Source organism: Gammaproteobacteria bacterium (assembly GCA_041395725.1).
Classification (GTDB): domain Bacteria; phylum Pseudomonadota; class Gammaproteobacteria; order Pseudomonadales; family Pseudohongiellaceae; genus NORP240.
Map to the genome: position 1 here is coordinate 2,187,617 of JAWKZW010000001.1, position 19,723 is coordinate 2,207,339.

At 57.3% G+C, this 19,723-nt stretch carries 19 protein-coding genes; 13 read left to right on the top strand and 6 right to left on the bottom strand.

Annotated features, from left to right (window positions below):
• Positions 1–85 precede the first annotated feature (85 nt).
• On the top strand, positions 86–964 hold the full coding sequence (locus R3F50_09690) for a haloalkane dehalogenase (GenBank protein ID MEZ5490575.1): 879 nt from the start codon (positions 86–88) through the stop codon (positions 962–964).
• A 47-nt stretch (positions 965–1,011) separates the two neighbouring features.
• The gene (locus R3F50_09695) at positions 1,012–2,382 is read left to right on the top strand and encodes an MFS transporter (GenBank protein ID MEZ5490576.1); all 1,371 of its coding nucleotides are present in this window, start codon (positions 1,012–1,014) and stop codon (positions 2,380–2,382) included.
• On the opposite strand, the gene R3F50_09700 is transcribed toward R3F50_09695, so the two are convergent.
• On the bottom strand, positions 2,367–3,332 hold the full coding sequence (locus R3F50_09700) for a hydrogen peroxide-inducible genes activator (protein ID MEZ5490577.1): 966 nt from the start codon (positions 3,330–3,332) through the stop codon (positions 2,367–2,369). The two genes, R3F50_09695 and R3F50_09700, sit on opposite strands and share 16 nt — an antisense overlap.
• A 223-nt stretch (positions 3,333–3,555) precedes the next feature.
• Here R3F50_09700 and R3F50_09705 point away from each other — a divergent pair, with 223 nt between their 5' ends.
• The 3 genes from R3F50_09705 (at position 3,556) to R3F50_09715 (ending at position 7,051) form a co-directional block, all read left to right on the top strand.
• Positions 3,556–4,197 (top strand): carbonic anhydrase, encoded by a 642-nt coding sequence (locus tag R3F50_09705; GenBank protein MEZ5490578.1) that lies wholly within the window; start codon positions 3,556–3,558, stop codon positions 4,195–4,197.
• Between the two features lie 44 nt (positions 4,198–4,241).
• Positions 4,242–5,912, top strand: coding sequence for a SulP family inorganic anion transporter (locus R3F50_09710; protein MEZ5490579.1), 1,671 nt, complete (start codon positions 4,242–4,244; stop codon positions 5,910–5,912).
• Between the two features lie 686 nt (positions 5,913–6,598).
• On the top strand, positions 6,599–7,051 hold the full coding sequence (locus R3F50_09715; GenBank protein MEZ5490580.1) for a hypothetical protein: 453 nt from the start codon (positions 6,599–6,601) through the stop codon (positions 7,049–7,051).
• Here R3F50_09715 and cobB read toward each other — a convergent pair.
• Positions 7,035–7,763: a Sir2 family NAD+-dependent deacetylase gene (gene cobB / locus R3F50_09720; protein MEZ5490581.1), complete on the bottom strand. Its 729-nt coding sequence runs from the start codon at positions 7,761–7,763 to the stop codon at positions 7,035–7,037. The two genes, R3F50_09715 and cobB, sit on opposite strands and share 17 nt — an antisense overlap.
• 161 nt (positions 7,764–7,924) lie before the next feature.
• Here cobB and bcp point away from each other — a divergent pair, with 161 nt between their 5' ends.
• From bcp to R3F50_09735, 3 genes are all read left to right on the top strand, one after another.
• Positions 7,925–8,398: a thioredoxin-dependent thiol peroxidase gene (gene bcp, locus R3F50_09725; GenBank protein ID MEZ5490582.1), complete on the top strand. Its 474-nt coding sequence runs from the start codon at positions 7,925–7,927 to the stop codon at positions 8,396–8,398.
• Positions 8,399–8,498: 100 nt separating this feature from the next.
• Positions 8,499–9,287 carry an alpha/beta fold hydrolase gene (locus R3F50_09730; GenBank protein ID MEZ5490583.1) on the top strand — a complete coding sequence of 263 codons (789 nt, stop codon included), beginning with the start codon at positions 8,499–8,501 and terminating at the stop codon, positions 9,285–9,287.
• Complete coding sequence (locus R3F50_09735; protein ID MEZ5490584.1) at positions 9,284–10,021, top strand: pyridoxine 5'-phosphate synthase; 738 nt, start codon at positions 9,284–9,286, stop codon at positions 10,019–10,021. The genes R3F50_09730 and R3F50_09735 overlap by 4 nt, the downstream gene beginning before the upstream one ends.
• Here the strand turns inward: R3F50_09735 and R3F50_09740 are convergent.
• Entirely contained in the window at positions 10,011–10,529 is a 519-nt protein-coding gene (locus R3F50_09740) for a phosphatase PAP2 family protein (protein ID MEZ5490585.1), read from the bottom strand. The two genes, R3F50_09735 and R3F50_09740, sit on opposite strands and share 11 nt — an antisense overlap.
• A gap of 354 nt (positions 10,530–10,883) precedes the next feature.
• On the opposite strand from R3F50_09740, the gene R3F50_09745 reads away from it, so the two are divergent.
• Entirely contained in the window at positions 10,884–11,606 is a 723-nt protein-coding gene (locus tag R3F50_09745) for a hypothetical protein (protein ID MEZ5490586.1), read from the top strand.
• Positions 11,607–11,720: 114 nt separating this feature from the next.
• Here R3F50_09745 and R3F50_09750 read toward each other — a convergent pair whose 3' ends face one another.
• Positions 11,721–12,368, bottom strand: a complete 648-nt coding sequence (locus R3F50_09750) for an arylesterase (GenBank protein ID MEZ5490587.1) — start codon at positions 12,366–12,368, stop codon at positions 11,721–11,723.
• Between the two features lie 288 nt (positions 12,369–12,656).
• On the opposite strand from R3F50_09750, the gene R3F50_09755 reads away from it, so the two are divergent.
• Both R3F50_09755 and R3F50_09760 read left to right on the top strand, forming a co-directional pair.
• A complete protein-coding gene (locus R3F50_09755; protein ID MEZ5490588.1) occupies positions 12,657–13,346 on the top strand; it encodes an ABC transporter ATP-binding protein in 690 nt (229 codons plus the stop codon).
• Positions 13,339–15,957, top strand: coding sequence for an FtsX-like permease family protein (locus R3F50_09760; protein MEZ5490589.1), 2,619 nt, complete (start codon positions 13,339–13,341; stop codon positions 15,955–15,957). Before R3F50_09755 ends, R3F50_09760 begins: the two co-directional genes overlap by 8 nt.
• A gap of 23 nt (positions 15,958–15,980) precedes the next feature.
• Here R3F50_09760 and R3F50_09765 read toward each other — a convergent pair whose 3' ends face one another.
• Entirely contained in the window at positions 15,981–16,844 is an 864-nt protein-coding gene (locus R3F50_09765) for a fructosamine kinase family protein (protein MEZ5490590.1), read from the bottom strand.
• 157 nt (positions 16,845–17,001) lie between these two features.
• On the opposite strand from R3F50_09765, the gene R3F50_09770 reads away from it, so the two are divergent.
• On the top strand, positions 17,002–17,628 hold the full coding sequence (locus tag R3F50_09770; protein MEZ5490591.1) for a hypothetical protein: 627 nt from the start codon (positions 17,002–17,004) through the stop codon (positions 17,626–17,628).
• 14 nt (positions 17,629–17,642) lie between these two features.
• Positions 17,643–18,281 (top strand): pyridoxamine 5'-phosphate oxidase, encoded by a 639-nt coding sequence (gene pdxH / locus R3F50_09775; GenBank protein ID MEZ5490592.1) that lies wholly within the window; start codon positions 17,643–17,645, stop codon positions 18,279–18,281.
• Between the two features lie 150 nt (positions 18,282–18,431).
• Here pdxH and R3F50_09780 read toward each other — a convergent pair whose 3' ends face one another.
• Complete coding sequence (locus tag R3F50_09780; GenBank protein MEZ5490593.1) at positions 18,432–19,691, bottom strand: 6-phosphofructokinase; 1,260 nt, start codon at positions 19,689–19,691, stop codon at positions 18,432–18,434.
• Positions 19,692–19,723: the final 32 nt, after the last annotated feature.

Here is a 19,723-nt window from a genome sequence, read left to right on the forward strand (position 1 = left end):
GTCTGCCGAGAAGGGTCTTTTGCTGGTGGAAACTCTGCTGTAGAGTCGGGATTCTCAGATTCTCCCCATAGAGGTGCGACATTCAATGATCAGCAGCGCAGAATTACCTGCCAGCTTCGTCGAGGTAAAAGGTAAGCGAATGGCTTATGTCGAACTTGGTGAGGGAGCTCCGATAGTCTTTCAGCATGGTAATCCCACCTCTTCCTATCTGTGGCGCAACGTAATGCCGCATCTGGCGGATCAGGGACGTTGTCTGGCTATCGATCTTATCGGGATGGGCAGGTCTGACAAGCTGGACCAGTCGGGACCGCACAGCTACCGGTTTGCCGAGCACCGGGACTACCTCGATGGGGCCCTGCAGGCGCTGGGCGTCGAGGACGACGTGACCTGGGTCATCCATGACTGGGGATCGGCGCTTGGTTTCGACTGGTGCAATCGGCACCGGGACAAGGTTAAGGGTATCTGCTACATGGAGGGGATAGTCAGGCCGCTGACCTGGGATGAATGGCCGGAGGCCGCCAGGGGGATTTTTCAGGGGTTCCGCTCGCCAGCCGGCGAAGAGATGGTGTTGCAGAAGAATACTTTTGTTGAAAGAGTCCTGCCGGGCTCTATTCTGCGTAAGCTGCAGGATGAAGAATTGGAGGTTTACCGCCGGCCGTTCCAGAAACCCGGCGAAGACCGGCGTCCCACCCTCAGCTGGCCGCGCCAGATTCCCATCGCAGGCGAGCCTGAAGACGTGGTAAGCCTGGTCGCCGAGTATGGAGAATGGTTAAGCCGCAGCGACGTGCCCAAGTTGTTCATCAATGCTGAGCCTGGCGCGATACTGACCGGCGCCCAGCGGGAGTTCTGTCGTCAGTTCCCCAACCAGGATGAGGTGACCGTGGCGGGCAACCATTTCCTTCAGGAGGATTCGCCACACGAGATCGGCCAGGCCATCGCCGCCTGGCGGAGGAAAATAGCCTGACAGCGGAACCGACGACCGAATCCCTGGAAGGTAATCTGCGCAGATTTGTGCTTTTCAGGGTGTTGTACAGCGCCCGGTTTTACTACCCCGTTTTTACCGTGCTGTTTCTGGATTACGGTTTGAGCCTGGAACAGTTCGCGATTCTCAACATGGTCTGGGCGTTGACCATCGTGCTTGCCGAAGTACCGTCCGGTGCGCTGGCAGATATCCTGGGCCGCAAGCGGTTGATCGTTTACGCCTCCGTATTGATGGTGATAGAGATGGCGGTACTGGTCTGGGTGCCGGTCGGCGACTCCCCCATTCTGTTTCTGGCCTTTCTGGTCAATCGGATTTGTTCGGGCCTGTCCGAGGCGGCTGCCAGCGGCGCCGACGAAGCCCTGGCCTACGATTCCCTCAAGAGTCTGGGGCGGGAGAAGGAATGGGCGCAACTGCTGGAACGCACCACCCGCATGGTATCGATCGGCTTCTTCAGTACCATGATTATCGGCGCACTGGTTTACGATGCCTCGCTGGTCAACAGGCTGCCCGCCATGCTTGGCCTGGCTCTGCGCCTCGAGCCTGAATGGGTTATCAAGTTGCCGATAATCCTGACATTTTGCACCGCCTGCCTGTTGTTGTGGACCACCCTGGGGCTGAAAGAGATAGACACTGCTAAAGTGGCTGAACGGGCCGGTAGCGATGTTGTCCAAAAAAATCTCAGCCTGTCAGGAGTTCTGGAACCATTCCGTCAGATACTTGCAGCCGGCCGCTGGACGATAAATCATCGCTTTGTGTTGTTTATAATTCTGGCGGCTCTGGTGCTGGACAGCGTGGCGAGACAGTTTGTCGTGCTGGCCAGCGAGTATTACCGCGTGATCGACATCCCCACCGCGTGGTTCGGTTTCATCGGCGCCGGTATGGCACTGATTGGTGTTGCCAATGCCCGGCTGTCCCGCTACCTGGTTTCTCACCACTCGCCGTTATTCAATTTTGGCCTGTTGTCCCTGGTATTGATGGCCGGGTTGCTGGGGTTGACTCTGGTTATCCCCTGGTTCGGTGTGTTGTTTGCCGTGGCAGCTTTCGCCATGATGGGCATGGTGAGCTTTCAGTCCAGCTACTATATTAATCGGGAAGTTGACTCCGCCCATCGGGCCACGGTGCTGAGCTTCCGGGGACTGGCTCTTAACCTGGGGCTGGGTACGGCCAGCCTGCTGTATACGGCGCTGATTGCAGTGCTTCGAGGTCAATCGAGTGGCGCGGTTCCGGATGGCAACCTGCAGACTGTGGTTTTTGTGCAGTCACTGAAAGCTTTTCCGCTGTATTTTCTGTTGTTGGTGGGGTGTCTGGCTATACTGGCCCGGTGGCTGGTGAAGGATGGCAGGGCGTTTGTCAGGCGGCCCGGAACGCCGTCAACCAGCGACGATCACTTGGCCCGTTGATTCATTTTGATGTGGCTGGCGGGCAGCACGGTATCGATCAGGTCCTTTTCGACGATTGCCCGGATCACTTCGGCAAGTTCCCGATAAAAGTTACGTACCGGTGAAGTGTTTCGCCACACCAGCGCATGACTACGCACCACATTGATGCCCTCCACGTCCGCCACTCGTAACTCATTTTTACCGTGGATTTCTGATCTGACATACAGGGCTGGCAGAAAGGAGATCCCCATCCCCATAACCACCATCTGACGCAAGGTATCCAGGCTGGTGCCTTCGTAATCCCGGCGCACCACGGCCCCGACCCGCTCGCAAAGCTCGGTGATCTGGCGGTGAAAAAGATGGTGTTCGCTGATGGTCAGTACGGGTTCGCCGAGCAGATCCATACGGTTGATGCGCTTCTTGCCGGCCAGCCGATGGTCTTTGGCCAGTGCCAGCTTGAGTGGTTCCCGGAACAGGGGCGCCACCACCAGCTCGGTAGACATAATGGGAAGGGTGGAGAGAATCAGGTCATGCTGACCGTTGATCAGCCCGGTTTCCAGGTCGCTGGGCGCATCTTCCCGTACATAAAGCTTCAATCCGTGGAAGCGGTCATGAATGGTTGGCAGGATATGTGGCAGCAGATAGGGCCCCAGTGTGGGTGTCACACCCAGGCGGTACGTGCCCATGCCGCCCCCGGACAGCAGCGAGGCCTGGGTTGCGAACCCTTGAGCCTCCTCCAGGATCCGGCTGGCGCTGAGAAGCAGTTCACGCCCCTGGGGGGTGCTCTTTATTCCCTTGCGTGTTCTTTCAAACAGTTGAACGCCAAGGGCTTTCTCCATCGCCGCAACCTGGTTGCTGAGAGTCGGCTGGGTAATATTGAGCCGGAATGCAGCCTGTCTGAAGCTGCCGAATTCAGCCACCGCCGCGAAGTAGCGGATCTGCTTGAGGGTCAGGTTTTCGAGTGAATCCATGACTTAAAGTTCGCTTCTATTTAAACAACTGACATGGTTATACGTGATAGGTTTAATTGTCAATATAAAGCGGAAGTGATAGATAAAATCCATATACCCAGCGCGTGAGTGATAGATAAAATCTATAGCGAACTCTCATTTAAGACAATTTTCATTGCTATCTTAAACCCCTACTGTGTTGATGGTCCTTGAGACCAAATTTTCTTTATAAGGGGTTTAAGTTATGGATAAGCTGATTACCGGCATTGCTCGTTTTCAATCTTCCACATACGAGCAGCGCAAAGCGCTGTTTGCCGAACTCGCCAATGGTCAGAGCCCGGAAGTACTTTTTATTACCTGCTCGGACTCCCGGATCGACCCTAACCTTTTGACTCAGACTGAGCCGGGCGACCTATTTATTATTCGAAACGCAGGCAATATTGTCCCCCCACACATGCGCTCTGCAGGAGGAGTGACCGCTTCTATCGAATTTGCCGTCGCAGCCTTGGGGGTCGAACATATTGTGGTATGTGGCCACAGCGACTGCGGGGCGATGAAAGGTGCCCTGAACCTGAAGGCGCTCTCAGACCTGCCCCATGTCCAGGACTGGCTGGATCACGCCCGCGGCGCTGTTGAAAGCGTACGTGCAAGAGATGGTAAAGAAGGGGGTGAGTCTGTGGATGCGGTGACCCAGGAGAATGTCAAGCTGCAGCTTAATCACCTGCGCACGCATCCGGCGGTGCTCGCGAAGCTGGCTACCGGCAGCCTGGAGTTGCACGGCTGGGTTTATGATATCGCCCACGGCACGGTAGACGTCTACGACCCGCAGACTGACACGTTCGTACCGGCCAGTGAGCACTATCACAAGCTCCGTCAATCAGCGTAATCGTTTCACTCACGACCAATTCAGTGTGATAAAGGACGACAACTATGTTTGGTTTTAGAACGGATAATCTGCGCGGTGATCTTTTCGGGGGGCTGACCGCAGGTATCGTAGCCCTGCCATTGGCGCTGGCCTTCGGCGAAGCCTCCGGTGCCGGCCCCATCGCCGGCCTCTATGGCGCCATCATCGTAGGCTTCTTCGCTTCGTTGTTCGGTGGCACCGATTCCCAGATTTCCGGCCCCACCGGGCCCATGATCGTGGTTTTTGCCGGTGTCTATGGCACCCTGAATGGTGAGCCTGGCCTGGTTTTCGCCACCGTGATACTGGCCGGCCTGGTCCAGATCTTATTTGGCGTATTCAGGCTGGGTCAGTACATCCGGCTGGTTCCCTACCCGGTTGTCTCGGGTTTCATGAGTGGTATCGGATGCATCATTATTGCCTTGCAGACCAGTCGTCTATTCGGTCATGAGCCCGAAGAAAGTGGCACAATTCCGGCCCTGTCGGCTATTCCCGGCGCGGTAATGGATCCGAATTTCGTCGCCCTGGGCCTGGGCCTGCTCACCCTGGGCATAGTATTCAACTGGCCCAAACGGTGGGGCAATTTCATACCCTCTCCTTTGGCCGCCCTGATCATTGGGACGTTGATCAGTGTTGTGATCTCCGGTGCGCCGATACTGGGCGACATTCCGACTGGTCTGCCGAGTTTTATCATGCCGTCCTTTTCCGGTGACGTCTTTATGGTGGTGCTCGAGGCGGCAATAATTCTGGCCCTGCTGGGGTCGATCGACAGTCTTCTCACCTCTCTGGTGGCGGATAACATGACCCGTACCAAGCACAATTCCAATCGGGAGTTGATTGGTCAGGGGGTCGGTAACGCGATAGCAGGGTTTTTTGGCGGTATCCCAGGTGCCGGAGCGACCATGCGTACGGTGGTAAACATCAGAACCGGTGGTCTTACCAAAATCTCCGGAATGACACACAGCCTGCTGCTCCTCGCAATTGTGGTATCCCTGGCGCCCCTGGCGGCAAAGATTCCTCACGCCGTACTGGCGGGTATCCTGGTAAAGGTCGGATGGGACATTATCGACACCGGTTACCTCAAGCGGGCTCACAAGGGCCCCCGTTGGGATCTGGCCCTGATGGTGGTCGTATTGACGCTGACGGTTTTCGTCGACCTGATCACTGCCGTTGTTGCCGGAGTCGTCATGGCGTCGCTGGCTTTCGTTAAGCAGATGGCGGACCTGCAGCTGAAGGCTCTTGGTAACATCACCAGTGACACGACGCTGAACTTTTCTGAAGAGGAAGAGGATATCCTAAAGAATTGTAGCAAGCAGGTGACACTGTTTGACTTTGGCGGCCCGCTCAGTTTTGGTGCCGCAGCCGATGTGGGCCACCATGTTCGTGAGCGCTCACTTGATCGGGCTGTCCTGATTCTCGACTTCACCCGGGTACCATTCATGGATGTGTCGGCGGCGCGGGCAGTGGAAACTATCGGCGTGGATGCAAAGGCTGCTAACAAGCGTGTATTCATCTCCGGAATGAACGATGAAATTCGCCAGGTACTGTCGGGGCTTGACTACGATGAAAGTCTGCCAAAAGGTACTTTCTTCGCCAAGCGAATCGATGCCGTAAAGGCAGCGCGGGATTTTATTATGGACAATGGCTCTGGCGACGAGGCAGGGGGGGCGCGTTTCGTCGGTTCTCCCAATCCAGCCTAGCGGTATAGCCTGACTCCCGGTTCGGCCCAGGCCCTGAATTACCTGAGACAGGGAAAGGCGGTCACGGAAAGCAGAGGACTTCCCCGATCCTCTGCTTTTTTTAAGGAACCTCCGATTAATTCTGAAAGCCCTTCGGGCGGGGCCTGCCGGGCGCCACAGCGGCCTTGTCGCGCCTGGCAAGGGCTGGGCCATTCCCTGCGCACGACGCCTTGCAGTGACGCCCGGCAGACTCCTGCAGAGCGTTTCCCTAATTAAGAGGTTTCTCAATTTCAGCACCGGCATTGGCCGGGGCAGTGCTCTCCTTCAGGGACTCCCCAGGTTAGCCGCTGCGGCAGGAGCAGGCTGCTGCTGTAAGACGATCACCGGATAGACTGAAGAACTTTTTTCTTTCCATAAAAAAACCCCTACGAAAATGCGGGAAAGAGTGTAGGGGTCGAAGGGTAAGACGTTACCGTCAAGTATGTCTGTTACGCACTGACCGTCGAATTGAGCAGTGGGTAAATGTATTTACGCGACTGTTCTCCGGCTGGTTCACTCCCGGTTGAAAATTAATTCCAACCTGCAGCCATGGCTCCAGATAGCCGTTCACAGGCGTATTACCTGGGGAAGCTCTAATGAACCTCTGATCAGGTACCAGAGCATTGTGGTAATTAATCAGAGATTCCCAGGCCAATGGACATCGGGCAATGCAGCATGCATTGGCTGGTTCACAGCGACCGGTCCGCTATGCCGCTGACGGGTTGTTGCGGATACAAGGGCAGCGTGAGGACAGTGGGCTGCGGGCGGGGGAGAAGCCGGGCGGGAAAACCGTCGAACTGCATTTCAGTCTGTCACCAAAGGCTGGCCATCACGTGACAACCGGAACGGTGGGTGGTCAGGAACTATCGCCTCTGGCAGTGGAATTGATGGATGACGAGAAACACTGGGTTATCGAGCGCTGCGAAGTGCGGGAGACCTCTGACCTGCTTGCTCAATCGGGGCAGAGCGTCGATGACAGCGCGGTGCAGGTATCGGTGACATTGGCAGCAACATCTGAAGTGCCGGATCTGCTCAGTGCCAGTGTGGGGCTGCGGCTGCAGGTTCAACTTTGCAGTGACACGGCCTGCCTGGCGCCGCAACAGTTCAGCTTTCGCCTCTAGCGAGTATCCGGGCCAGCAGCCGGTCCAGGTAGGCCGGGACAACCTGGGCCGCATTGCCGACAACGTGCTCGTCAAAGCTGGAACCGGTTCGTTCCAGATTGAGCTCCACGGTGTGTGCGTTGTGTTGTTTCGCCACCTGATAGAATCCGGACGCCGGATAGACGTTGCCCGAGGTCCCAATGGCCATGAAAAGGTCGCAGGACTCCAGGGCCTGACTGATTGCGCCCATCTGAAAGGGAATTTCACCAAACCAAACGATGTGTGGGCGCAGATTGCCCTTGTTGCGACAGCAGCGGCATTCGGTGTCGAAATCAAAATCCTGGCGTATATCGAATACCAGGTTGGTGTTGATGCAGCGCATCTTCAACAGTTCGCCGTGCATGTGGATCAGTCGACGGCTGCCGGCCCGTTCATGCAGGTTATCGATATTCTGGGTGACCAGTAAAAAATCGCCGGAAAAGCGCTGCTCGAATCTGGCAAGGGACAGGTGGGCGGCGTTGGGCTTCACCTGGGGTGCCTGCAACTTGCGACGCCGTTCATTATAGAAGCTGTAGACCAGCTGCGGATTACGGGCAAAGCCGCTCGGCGTGGCGACATCGTCAATGGCATGGTCTTCCCAAAGCCCATCGGCGGCACGAAAAGTTCGGATCCCCGATTCAGCGGATATTCCGGCACCGGTCAGCACGACAACGGATTTGACTGATTTTCCCATGGGAAGATCATAGCATGACGGTTACTGATTGGCAGATCAGCCGGTATAATTCCGGTTCGCAGCCAGAATTGCCAGCCTGCCTGTCGACTGGCGGACAGGGTGGCGCTGGCAGGTTTTTTCGGTCTTTTCAGGTCAGGACGGACATCGAACAGGAAGCGGTTATGACAGCAATCAAAGTAGGCAATCTCGCCCCGGCTTTTACGTTACAGGATCAGGATGGCAACAAGGTCAGTCTTAAAGATTTCCGCGGAGACAGGAATGTCATTCTGTACTTCTATCCGAAAGCCATGACGCCCGGCTGCACGGTACAGGCCTGCGGTCTGAGGGACAGTCAGGCGGCGCTGAAAAAGCTGGATACCGTGGCCCTCGGAATCAGTCCCGACCCGGTGGCACGCCTGAAAAAATTTGCCGAACGGGATGGGCTCAATTTTACGCTGCTGTCCGATGAAGACCACGCGATAGCCGACAAGTACGGTGTCTGGGGCTTGAAGAAATTCATGGGGCGGGAGTTCATGGGCATTGTGCGGACCACTTTCATAATCAATAAAGAAGGCCGTCTGGTCCATATTGTGGACAAGGTAAAAACCAAGACTCATCACGACGACGTGATCGATATCATCAAGTCGCAGTTATGAGCAGACTTTCTTCCTGTGCCCTGAGGGGTGCTGCTGAACCGCGCGGCACTTGCACGGTCCGGTTGCAGACTTGTGGGTTCGCCAGGGCGGCACGTCTCTGATGAAACTCAACTACAAGCAATTCAGTGCAAGCGGTGCTCCGCTGCTTATCCTGCATGGACTGTTCGGCAATCTGAGAAACTGGAATTGGCATGCCGGAGAGCTGTCCGGCGATTTTCAGGTTTATACGCTGGATTTGCGCAATCACGGCGACTCGCCTCATTCGCCCGGCATGAGTTTTCCGGAAATGGCGAATGATGTGCTGGAGTTTATTGACCGGCAGGGATTGGCGGCCGTTTACCTGCTCGGCCACTCCATGGGTGGGAAAGTGGCGATGGAACTGGCACTGAACTATCCGGGAAATGTCAGCCGTCTCCTGGTGGCGGATATCGCTCCGACTGCCTACGGCGAGGAGCGGGGAGATCACGAGAATGTATTCAATGGCCTTCTGTCCGTGGACCCCGCCAGTCTTGCCTCCCGCACCGAGGCGGAACAGGTTCTCGCGGCTCACGTGAGTGAGCCGGCGGTGCGAAAATTTCTGGTAAGCAACCTCGTGAAAGCCGAAGAGGGTGGCTATCAGTGGCGCTTCAACCTGTCCGCCTTGCACAGTAATTACGAAAAGCTGCGGGAAGGTGTGCGGGGAGACAAGCCGTTCGAGAGGCCGGCGCTGTTTGTGAAGGGGGCGCTTTCGAGTTATATCGAGAAACAGGACTGGCCGCTGATTCAACAACTTTTCCCGGCTGCCAGAATCAAAACAGTGATGGGAGCGGGGCATTGGCTGCATGCTGAAAAGCCCCAGGTTTTCTATAAACTGGCGCGGGATTTTTTCAGCAGTGAGGAAGGTGGATGACTTTACTGAGCGTTAATGTCAACAAAATCGCTCTGCTGCGCAATTCACGCGGCCGGGATTATCCCAGCGTGACAGGTTTTGTCGAAACTTGTCTCGGTCTGGGCGTGAAGGGCGTTACCGTCCATCCTCGGCCTGATGAGCGGCACGTGCGCCGACAGGACGTCCACGATATAGCCGCTCTGTTGAAGGACAGAGCCGGAGTGGAATTCAATATTGAGGGCTACCCGTCGGCAGAGTTTCTGGATCTGGTACTGACAGTGCAACCGGCACAATGCACGCTGGTTCCCGACCAGCCGGGCCAGTTGACTTCGGATCACGGCTGGGACGTGAGTGCCAACCAGAAACTGCTGAAAGAGGTGACGAGCAGGCTGCGGGACGCAGGTATACGGAGCAGTCTGTTTCTGGATCCGGACGTGGAGGCGGTGCAACGGGTACCTGCTGCGGGGGCAGACCGGATAGAACTGTACACCGAGGAGTATGCTGAAGCTTACGGTACCGGTGAGCAGTCAAAGGTGTGGGAAAAATACCACGCTGCCGCTGCCAGTGCCTTACAGGCAGGGCTCGGTGTTAACGCCGGACACGACCTGAACCTGGACAACCTGGCGGATTTTCTGCAGATTCCCGGTATCCAGGAGGTTTCCATCGGACATGCACTGGTGGTGGAAGCGTTGCATCTTGGTATCGGGACCGTCATTCAAAAATACCTGGCTATCGTCGCGAATACTAGCCGGTAAGGACTATTCCCATTACCGCGCAACTGCTGCCCAATGCAGCGCCAGCGATCACGTCTCCGGGGTAGTGGACACCGAGCAGGATGCGGGATAGTCCGATCAGCGTCGCCCAGCAGTAAACGCTTACACCCAGTGCCGGAAAGTAGACGGCAGCGAGAGTGGCCATCAGAAATGCCGCTGCACTGTGCCCCGAAGGCATGCTGAACTTGTCCGCAGGAGTGATAAGGGACGTCGGGTTCCCTCTGTGAACGAATGGTCTGTCCCGTTTGATAAAGGCCTTCAAACCCATGAAACAGGGCAGTTCCATAAGAAATGCCAGCAGGCCTGCCTGCAGAAACTGCAGGCTTTCGCTATCGCCTGCGGCAAACAGCAACGCCCCGAAAATCCCGTAGAGATAGCCGTCACCGCTGCGCGAAATCAGACGCACCAGGGGGATCAGGTGGGAGATATGCTGAAGTCGGACCAGGCGACGGTAAATGGCGTTATCCAGACCGGTAAGTGTGTTGAGCACGGACCTTCTCCTAAATTCGTTGACTGACGGTAATGTAAGGTTGCTATGTGTCAGCGCAACGACCGAAATGTGACTGATTGGTGACAGCCGGGTGCCATTATGTTGATGTTATTCATTCGCTTGGGTCATCAAAGCAGCGCCGGGATGCGGGCCGCAGGCAGGCCCGGCCTGGACATGCGATTGTCGGGAGCGGTTCGCACGATCGGGCCAGATGCACGCTGAGCCTCGACGTTGATGGCTTTACAAGCGGGGATCGAGTCTGCATAGTGGCAGTGGACCAATGTATAAAGAGGCCGATTCCGCCCTGGCGAGGTCTGCGTTGTTTAGTGTTGTTGTGTGGTTAGGTACAAACTGATGTACAAGCGACTCATACAGACCGCGATTATTTTGCTGCTGCCGACTCTGGCGCTGGCTTCCAGCCCGGAAGCGGACAGGCTTGCGGCCCTGCTTGAGCAGGCCAGCCTGGATCTGGCCCAGAACGCCAGGAACCTGTCCGGTGCCGGTGGTATCGCGCACAATTCCCAGCAGCTGGCGGCCAAGGCGCGCCAGTTGCAGGACATGATTCGACGCGGCAGAAGCAGTGCTTATGTGCGGGTGCGCTTTACCGACGTCACCCGTTACTACCAGCGGCTTGAAGAGGCGGTCGCCCGCCTGAATGCTCGAAGCGGCGGGCAGCAGGTGCAGAGTGACTTTGCCCGCCTGGCGTTATCCTTTGAGCAGCTGCGGTACCAATTCGTCGGTGACAGCTATTACACGGGGTTCCAATCTGCACCGGCAATTCTGGTCATACCACAGATCAGAACCGGCAATCGCTACGTGCGTAACCCCGACCTTGGTCTTTCAGAGCGACCTCGCCATGGCCAGAGCCACAGTGAGAGGCGGCTGGGTGAGTACCGGCATCAGGCTCCGGTGCTGAACCGCCGGGACGGACGCCTCGACGGGACCGTGCACCGCAGCCCGGTGCTGGAACGGCGCTACCGTAACGAACACCTCGGGGCAGGCAGGCCCGATCGCGCGGGGAGTGCCGTTGATCGTCGACTCGAAGCCAATCAGGGCTATTATCGCCTGGGTCAGTGATCAGAGGCAGAGTGACTGCCCCGCTCTGCTGCCGTGCCGACTCTGAAGCGATTCGCTATGGCGCAGTGCATTGATCTGGCAGTTTGCCTGCCAGTTTACTTTCTTACTTTCCTCTTACTTTTTCAGCATCGGCTGTAAAACCGGCCAGACATTGTCCAGAATCATCTGCTGTGCTTCCGCCTTCGGGTGAATACCGTCGTCCTGCATCAGTTCCGGCTGTTGGGGGATGCCATCGATGAGGAAGGGTACCAGGTCCAGGTTCAACTCGTCGGCGATCTGGGAATACTGCGCAAAGAACGGTTCCGTGTAACGGGGCCCGTAATTGGGCGGAATCTGAATGCCTGCCAGCAACACATCGGCACCACTTTCCCGGGACATTGTCACCATCCCGACCAGATTGTCCCGGATCGCGCTCAGGGGTAAACCGCGCAGGCCGTCATTGCCCCCCAGCTCCAGAATCACCAGGTCCGGCTGATAGCTGTCGAGCATGGCAGGCAGCCTGGACAGGCCGCCAGTCGTGGTCTCCCCACTGACAGATCCATTGACCACCTCATAGGTATAGCCGTCGCTTCTCAGGCGGCTCTTCAGCAGTTCCACCCAGCCTTCCGACTCGTCGATTCCGTAGGCAGCACTGAGGCTGTCGCCATAGACCATCAGCGTGTAGGTGGAGTCAGCAATTGCCGCGCGAGAGGCCAACACAAGGCAGGCCAGCATCAGTGCGGCGGCGGACAGGCGAATCTGTTGGGAGAGGGATAGTTTCATGGTTCTCGGGTGACTGGTTTCCTGTTGTGAGTAACCCGGGCAGGGGGCCTCGTCGAGTGGTTGGCTTCTTCCGGGGACTCCGCCGCAAGCGAGCAGGAGTCACAGGTATTGCGCAGAGGTTCAATTCTAACCAGCAAAGCGCCGGTTGCAATCCGTCCAAGCGTTAAAATACGTATTAAGACGACAGGAAAGATCAACGACCGCGTCAAATCGGCGCGAATCCGCCTATAATGCCTGCATTCACCCGCAAAGGGACAGGCAGCAGACTCGAGGCGCCCGAATAAGAAGATGATTGAAACCAAGGAACTGACTAAAACGGTCCCAACCAGTGAAGGTCCGCTGACCATTCTTGATGGGGTATCGCTGAATATCAAAGCCGGCCAGGCGGTTGCCATTGTTGGGGCCTCCGGCTCCGGCAAATCGACTCTGCTTGGCCTGATGGCAGGCCTGGACAGCCCCAGTTCCGGCGATGTGCTGCTGGACGGGAACAGCCTGGCCAGCCTTGATGAAGAGGAGCGGGCGATGCTGAGAGGCCAGCTGGTCGGGTTCGTCTTTCAGTCTTTTCAATTGCTGCCCAGTCTCACGGCGCTGGAAAATGTCATGCTTCCCATCGAGTTGAAAGGCGATCGGGATGCGCGGATCAAGGCCCAGAATCTGTTGAGCCGGGTAGGCCTGGAGGCACGCTTGCATCACTATCCCAATCAGCTGTCCGGCGGAGAGCAGCAGCGGGTTGCCATCGCCAGGGCATTTGCTTCCGAGGCTCGCATTCTGTTTGCCGACGAGCCGACCGGTAACCTCGATACGGCTACCGGCGCGCGGATTATCGACCTGCTGTTTGACCTCAACAAGGAATTTGCCACCACGCTGGTACTGGTCACCCATGACGACCGGCTGGCCCAGCGGTGCGACCGGCAGATCAAGCTCGAGGCGGGCAGCATAGTCGACGGCGCCGCTGTCGAGGAAACAGTGCATGGCTGAATCTGCTGCAGCCACCCAGAGTCGGAGTCTGCTCTCCCTGTTACGTCTATCCCTTATCATGCTGTGGCGGGACTGGCAGGGCGGTGAGCTGAAACTGTTGTTTCTCGCCCTGGTAATGGCAGTCACCTCGGTCACCGGCATCGCCCTGTTTACCGATCGTCTGGAGCAGGCGCTGCTGCTGGAGTCGGCGAATATGCTGGCGGCTGACCGGGTGCTCAGTGGGCGCCAGGAGGCTCCCGGGGAGTGGATTGATGAGGCCCGGGCGCTGGGTCTGCAGACCGCCGAGACAATTTCGTTTACCTCCATGGCGTTTTCCGATTCCGGCAATATGCTGGTGTCCGCCAAGGCGGTCAGCCCGGGTTACCCGCTGCGTGGCGAAATCATCGTCGCGGACGAGCCGTTTGTGCGCGGTTATCCGGTAGTCGGCGGCCCGCCGCCGGGGGAAGTCTGGCTGGAGTCCCGGGTGCTGCCGGCGCTGGATGTCCAGGTTGGCGACAGTGTCTATGTGGGCGAGGCGGAACTGCGAGTGGGTCGCGTTATCGTCGTTGAGCCGGATCGCCAGCAGGGTGGCATGGTAGACAATGCCGGTCCCCGGCTGATGATGAATATTGCCGATGTACCCGTCACCAACGTGATTCAGCCGGGCAGTCGGGTGAGTTACCGTTACCTGTTTGCGGGGGAGCAGGTGCAACTGGAAGTCTACAGCGACTGGGTGGGGGACGTGTCCGAAGGCCAGTTTCGGTTGCGGGATGTGCGGGATGAAAGCGAAGAGGTCAGTGACGCTCTCAACAAGGCGGAGAGTTTCCTGTTGCTGGGCAGTCTGTTCGCCGTGCTGCTGGCAGGTGTGGCCATCGCCCTGACCGCAAAGCGCTACAGTGAACGCCACTTCGATTATGTCGCAATCCTGAAGACCCTGGGCTGTACCTCCAATCAGATTACAATCATTTACGTGGTCATACAGCTGGCGCTGGCTACCATAGCCATCGCCGTGGGCAGTCTGCTGGGCTGGCTGATTCACCGCCTGATTCTGCAGTTGCTGTCGTCAATTATCCTGGTGGATCTGCCCGCCGCCAGCTTTCAGCCATTCGTCATCGGGGCCCTGACTGCCCTGATCTGTCTGTTGTCCTTCGCCTTGCCGCCGTTGCTCGCTTTACGTCACACCTCGCCGCTGCGGGTATTGCGCAAGGACCTGGATCAGAATCGCATCGGTGCCAATGTGCCGTACCTGTTTGGCATTACAGGCTCGGTATTTCTCATCTTCTGGTACAGCCAGGATCTGATGCTGACATCGATTCTGGTGGCGGCGGTGGCGGGTATTGTGCTGTTTCTGTCGGGGGTATCCTATCTGCTGCTTCAGTCCAGCGGCTCAGTGGGAATGAAAGCCGGAAGTGCCTGGAAACTGGCCATGTCCGCGACCCGTCGCCGTCGCAAGCAGAACGTCCTGCAGGTGCTGGTGTTCTCCATCACCATCATGTCCCTGCTGGTGCTGACCCTGCTGCGTACCGAACTGATCGACGACTGGCAGGCACAACTGCCCGAGAACACGCCCAATCACTTCATGATGAACGTGACCCAGCCGCAGATAGCCGATATCCAGGCGTTCTTCCGGGAAAACGGTATTCAGGAGAACGATTTCTTTCCGATCATGGCGGCGCGCCCCATCACCATCAATGGCGAGCCCCCGCGGCCGAGGCGGGATGAGGGCGACGACCGTGGCAGCGTCACCGAGCGCGCCGGCCAGCAGGCACCGTCCACTAACGCAGAAGGCTCGGCAGCCGAAGGCCAGGACGGCGAACAGGGCCGGGGAGGGCGGGTCGGTACCCGCCAGATTACCTGGACGGACCAGCTGCCCCCGGATAACCAGATTGTCGCCGGCGAGTGGTGGGGCGGCGAGCCGGCGCCGGGGCTGGTGTCGGTGGATGAGGAATATGCCGACTGGCTGGGTGTGGGTATCGGCGATCAGATCACCTTCGAGGCCAATCGTCAGCGCTTTGACGTGGAAGTGACCAGCCTGCGCAGTGTGCGCTGGGACAATATGCAGCCCAATTTTTATTTCATTTTCTCGCCGGGTACCCTCGACCACCTGGGCGCGACCTATCTTTCCACGGCACTGATGGAGCAGGACCAGAAGCTGCTGCTCAACGAACTGATTCGTCGTTTCCCGACTATCGTGGTAATCGAAATCGATGCGCTCATCGAACAGATCCAGAACATCATCGCCCAGGTTACCTCGGCCATTGAGCTTATTTCGCTGCTGGTGCTGGCCTGCGGGGCCCTGGTGCTGCTGTCCTGTGTCAATGCGACGCTTGACGAGCGATTCCGGGAGAACGCGATCCTGCGAACCCTGGGGGCCGGGCGCCGCCTGATTCTCAGCAGCCTGGCAATCGAGTTCGCCACCATAGGCCTGGTAGCCGGCGTTATCGCCACTGTCGGTGCCGAGGGCAGCCTGTTCTATCTGCAGGAATTCATTTTTGAACAGGAATTCTCCCTGCATTACTGGGTCTGGATTGCCGGTCCGTTGATCGGTATGGTGCTGATCGGAATCCTGGGACTCAATTCGACCCGCCGGGTGGTGAGTGTGAGCCCTTTGAACGTCCTGCGCCGGGTCTGACAGGCACCTTCGCGGGAGAGGGCTCAGCTGAACCGCTGCAGTACCTCTCTGACCTGTCCAAGGTAGCCGGTCCCGAACAGCAGCAGGTGGTTCAGCAGGTGGTAAAGGTTATAGAGCGGGGCACGCTCGCGCCAGGCTGAATCAACTTCACCGTTAGCCTCGTAGGCCTGATAAAACTCCCCGGGGAAGCCACCAAACAGAATGGTCATGGCCAGCTCGGCCTCCGCCCAGCCCCGGTAGCAGGCCGGGTCGATCAGGGCCGGGTTGCCCGCGCCATCGCAATGCACGTTGCCTGGCCACAGGTCGCCGTGAATCAGTACGGCCGGCTGTGCCGGAATCCACCTGGCGAGGTTATCGGACAGGTAAGCGATGCGGTCCTGGTCCTGCAGGTCCAGCAGGCCAGCCTGGCTGGCCCGGCCGGCCAGTGGGCTCAGGCGGTAGTGGGCAAAAAAGTCCGCGCCGTCAGCAGTGGGCGCATTGCACTGGGGGGTAAGCCCGCAGTAATTGTCGCTTTCGAAGCCGAACAGCGGGTACTGGCGGCGATGCAGCTGCGCCAGCCCCTCGCCGAGTTCCTGCCAGAAGCCCTGAGCCGGCCTTGCTGAGCCCAGATCTTCCAGCAGCAGAAACTCCCGATCGGCGTGAATGACCCGTGGCACGCGCAGGCCTGTCGCCTGGCGCAGGCACTCCAATCCGTGTGCTTCGGCACCGAAGAAACCTTCCGGGGGATTGTTCTGCAGCTTGACGAACAGGCGTTCGCCATCGGAGAGGCTGAGAGAGCCGGCCCTGTTGATACAGCCACCACTGGCGGCGTCAAAGCGCGTAATTTCGACGGAATGATTATCCCGAAGCCACAACTCTACTGGTAGGAGGTTCCCTGTGCTGCCCATGATCGTTATATAATCACAGCCCGATTACAGGAACAATCGGCCTGCCGCTGCGGTGATCGCGCGCGAACCAGCCTGATCGTGGTGGCGGTCGAACCGTCCAACGGACGGCGTGACTGGCAGTCAATTCATTTTGCGTACCAAAAATCTGGTTATAGCTATGATAAAAGTCCCCACTCAAAAACTGTTTATTCTCCTGGCGCTGGGCTTCTGGATGCTGCTGACAAGTGGCAGTCTGCTGGCCCAGCCTTTGCCACAGGTGCTGGGGAAAGAGTGTGTATACGGCGACTGTGAGAACGGTCGCGGTACCCAGGAAATAAGCACTCCGACTGGCAAGGCGATCTATCGTGGCAGTTTCAGGGATGGGCTGTTTGACGGTTACGGTGAGCTTGAAGAGCCACTCAGTTTTACCGAAAAGGCGGTTTATCTCGGTAACTGGTCTGCAGGTAAGCGCAATGGGCGGGGTAAATACTATGATGGCAAGGGCGACCTGTACATCGGCGACTGGCTGAATGACAAGCGTCATGGTCGCGGCTCCTACTTTGTCAACATTGGTCGCTGGCGGGAGAATGAACACACCGAGTTCTGGCTGTCGCAAAACACCGAAAATTACACAGGTGAGTTTCAGAACGACCTTTATCATGGGCAGGGTGTTTACCGCTGGAAAAACGGTAATCGTTACGAAGGGGGCTTTTTTGCCAATGATCGCCACGGCTTCGGCACCTTCTTTTATGCAACCGGTACCCGGCGCGAGCAGCTTTGGGACTACGGCGATTTTGTTCGCTAGGGTTGGAAATCAATATGGATCTTGAATCGGTTCGTCGTGAGTATTTGAAGGGCGGTCTGCAACGTGAAGACCTGCATGAAAATCCTGTCGAGCAGTTTAATAAGTGGATGGCTCAGGCCTTGAGGATGGAGCTCAAGGACCCGACAGCCATGACCCTGGCGACGGTTTCCGGCCCAGGTCAGCCAAGTCAACGGATAGTGCTGCTGAAGCGGATGGAAGAAAACGCCTTTGTGTTTTTTACCAACTACCAATCAAGAAAGGCTCGTGAGATTGCTGAGAACAACAGGGTAAGTCTGCATTTTCCCTGGCATGATATAGAACGACAGGTCAAAGTAAGCGGCGTGGCGGAAAAAATATCGGCCACAGAGTCGTTCCGTTATTTCGTCAGTCGACCAAGAGAAAGCCAGATAGCCGCCTGGGCCTCCTCGCAGAGTGAGGCTATTTCGTCGCGAACTCTGCTGCTTAATCAGTTCGAAGCTCTGAAGCAGAAATTCACTCACGGCGAGATACCGTTACCGGATTTCTGGGGCGGATTCCGTGTGATTCCCCATGAGATCGAGTTCTGGCAGGGCGGTAAGCATCGACTCCACGATCGCTTTCACTACAGGCTGCAGAAGGGTGGCAGCTGGGAAATAAGGCGTCTTTCTCCCTGACCACTTTCCTCCTGCTCCCTGTCTCACTGCCCCCTTGATCCTGCCACCCAGCCCCTTATTGACCGGACAGCTGTCTCCTCTCCGGGGCAGCTATCTGTGGGCTGAGCGGTTCTCTGACGCTCCGGCGCCTATACGTTTTTCAACAGCCTGCTATTCTTTCCAGGGTCGCAGTTTCCTGGCTACCAGCACCTGTTTGAGCCGCGCATATTGAGGGATGCCCTGCTTGTATTCCGGGTAGTCCTCGCCCTGGATCAGCGGCGAGAAATACTCCCGGGCGGCATCGGTAATGTGAAAGCCGTCCCGGCTGATGAAGTTACGGGGCATGGTTTTCTCCACGTTGGCGACATCTTCCAGTCTCGCTTCGCCCACTTTCCAGCTGTATTTTTTACCCTTGCCGCGCACAATGATCGGCATGACGGCATTTTTGCCTGCCAGTGCGAACTCCACCGCCGCCTGACCCATGGCATAAGCCTGCTCAACGTCGGTAGCCGAGGCAATATGGCGGGCTGCACGCTGAAGATAGTCCGAAACCGCCCAGTGGTACTTGTATCCGGTTGCGTCCTTGACCATATTGGCCACAAAAGGCGCCACGCCACCCAGTTGAACATGCCCGAAGGCATCGCGACCGCCGGCATCGGCCAGAAAGGTGCCATCCTGGTACTGGGCGCCTTCTGAGACAACCACCGCACAATAGCCGTATTTCCTGACGCAGCTTTGCACCTTGCGCAGGAATTTATCTTTGCTGAAGGGAATCTCCGGGAACAGAATGATATGGGGTGCATCGCCTTCCTGTTCGCTGGCCAGGCCCGCCGCACCGGCTATCCAGCCGGCGTGACGGCCCATGACTTCCAGCACAAAAACCTTGGTTGAGCTTTCGCACATGGATGCCACGTCCAGCCCGGCTTCCTTGATGGAAACCGCCACATACTTTGCCACCGAGCCGAAGCCGGGGCAGTTGTCGGTAATGGGCAGATCATTGTCCACGGTTTTGGGTATCCCGATGCAGGTGATGGGAAAGCCCTCCTGAATGCTGAACTGGGCAATCTTGTTGGCGGTATCCTGAGAATCGCCTCCGCCGTTGTACAGAAAGTAGCGGATATTGTGTGCCTTGAAGACCTCCAGCAAGCGTTCGTATTCGCGCTGATTTTCGGAAAAGCTTCTGAGCTTGTAGCGGCAGGAGCCAAACGCACCTGCCGGCGTGCTGCGCAACAGGGCGATGGTTTTCGCGCTTTCCTTGCTGGTGTCGATCAGCTCTTCCCGTAGCGCACCGATAATACCATTGCGACCGGCATAGACTTTCCCGATCTGGTCACGATTTTTTCTGGCCGTTTCTATGACGCCACAGGCGCTGGCATTGATCACCGAAGTGACACCGCCTGACTGGGCGTAAAACAAGTTTGCTTTTGCCATGTTTTTTCTGTTTTTCCTATTGTTCCGGAGTG

Excerpts from the sequence above, each read along its gene's own strand:
- cobB (MEZ5490581.1), bottom strand. The coding sequence starts at position 7,763 with ATGGGAAAATCAGTCAAATCCGTTGTCGTGCTGACCGGTGCCGGAATA.
- R3F50_09710 (MEZ5490579.1), top strand. The coding sequence starts at position 4,242 with ATGTTTGGTTTTAGAACGGATAATCTGCGCGGTGATCTTTTCGGGGGG.
- R3F50_09745 (MEZ5490586.1), top strand. The coding sequence starts at position 10,884 with ATGTACAAGCGACTCATACAGACCGCGATTATTTTGCTGCTGCCGACT.
- R3F50_09715 (MEZ5490580.1), top strand. The coding sequence starts at position 6,599 with ATGCAGCATGCATTGGCTGGTTCACAGCGACCGGTCCGCTATGCCGCT.
- R3F50_09735 (MEZ5490584.1), top strand. The coding sequence starts at position 9,284 with ATGACTTTACTGAGCGTTAATGTCAACAAAATCGCTCTGCTGCGCAAT.
- R3F50_09765 (MEZ5490590.1), bottom strand. The coding sequence starts at position 16,844 with ATGGGCAGCACAGGGAACCTCCTACCAGTAGAGTTGTGGCTTCGGGAT.
- R3F50_09730 (MEZ5490583.1), top strand. The coding sequence starts at position 8,499 with ATGAAACTCAACTACAAGCAATTCAGTGCAAGCGGTGCTCCGCTGCTT.
- R3F50_09705 (MEZ5490578.1), top strand. The coding sequence starts at position 3,556 with ATGGATAAGCTGATTACCGGCATTGCTCGTTTTCAATCTTCCACATAC.
- R3F50_09780 (MEZ5490593.1), bottom strand. The coding sequence starts at position 19,691 with ATGGCAAAAGCAAACTTGTTTTACGCCCAGTCAGGCGGTGTCACTTCG.
- R3F50_09770 (MEZ5490591.1), top strand. The coding sequence starts at position 17,002 with ATGATAAAAGTCCCCACTCAAAAACTGTTTATTCTCCTGGCGCTGGGC.
- R3F50_09755 (MEZ5490588.1), top strand. The coding sequence starts at position 12,657 with ATGATTGAAACCAAGGAACTGACTAAAACGGTCCCAACCAGTGAAGGT.
- pdxH (MEZ5490592.1), top strand. The coding sequence starts at position 17,643 with ATGGATCTTGAATCGGTTCGTCGTGAGTATTTGAAGGGCGGTCTGCAA.
- bcp (MEZ5490582.1), top strand. The coding sequence starts at position 7,925 with ATGACAGCAATCAAAGTAGGCAATCTCGCCCCGGCTTTTACGTTACAG.
- R3F50_09760 (MEZ5490589.1), top strand. The coding sequence starts at position 13,339 with ATGGCTGAATCTGCTGCAGCCACCCAGAGTCGGAGTCTGCTCTCCCTG.
- R3F50_09700 (MEZ5490577.1), bottom strand. The coding sequence starts at position 3,332 with ATGGATTCACTCGAAAACCTGACCCTCAAGCAGATCCGCTACTTCGCG.
- R3F50_09690 (MEZ5490575.1), top strand. The coding sequence starts at position 86 with ATGATCAGCAGCGCAGAATTACCTGCCAGCTTCGTCGAGGTAAAAGGT.
- R3F50_09750 (MEZ5490587.1), bottom strand. The coding sequence starts at position 12,368 with ATGAAACTATCCCTCTCCCAACAGATTCGCCTGTCCGCCGCCGCACTG.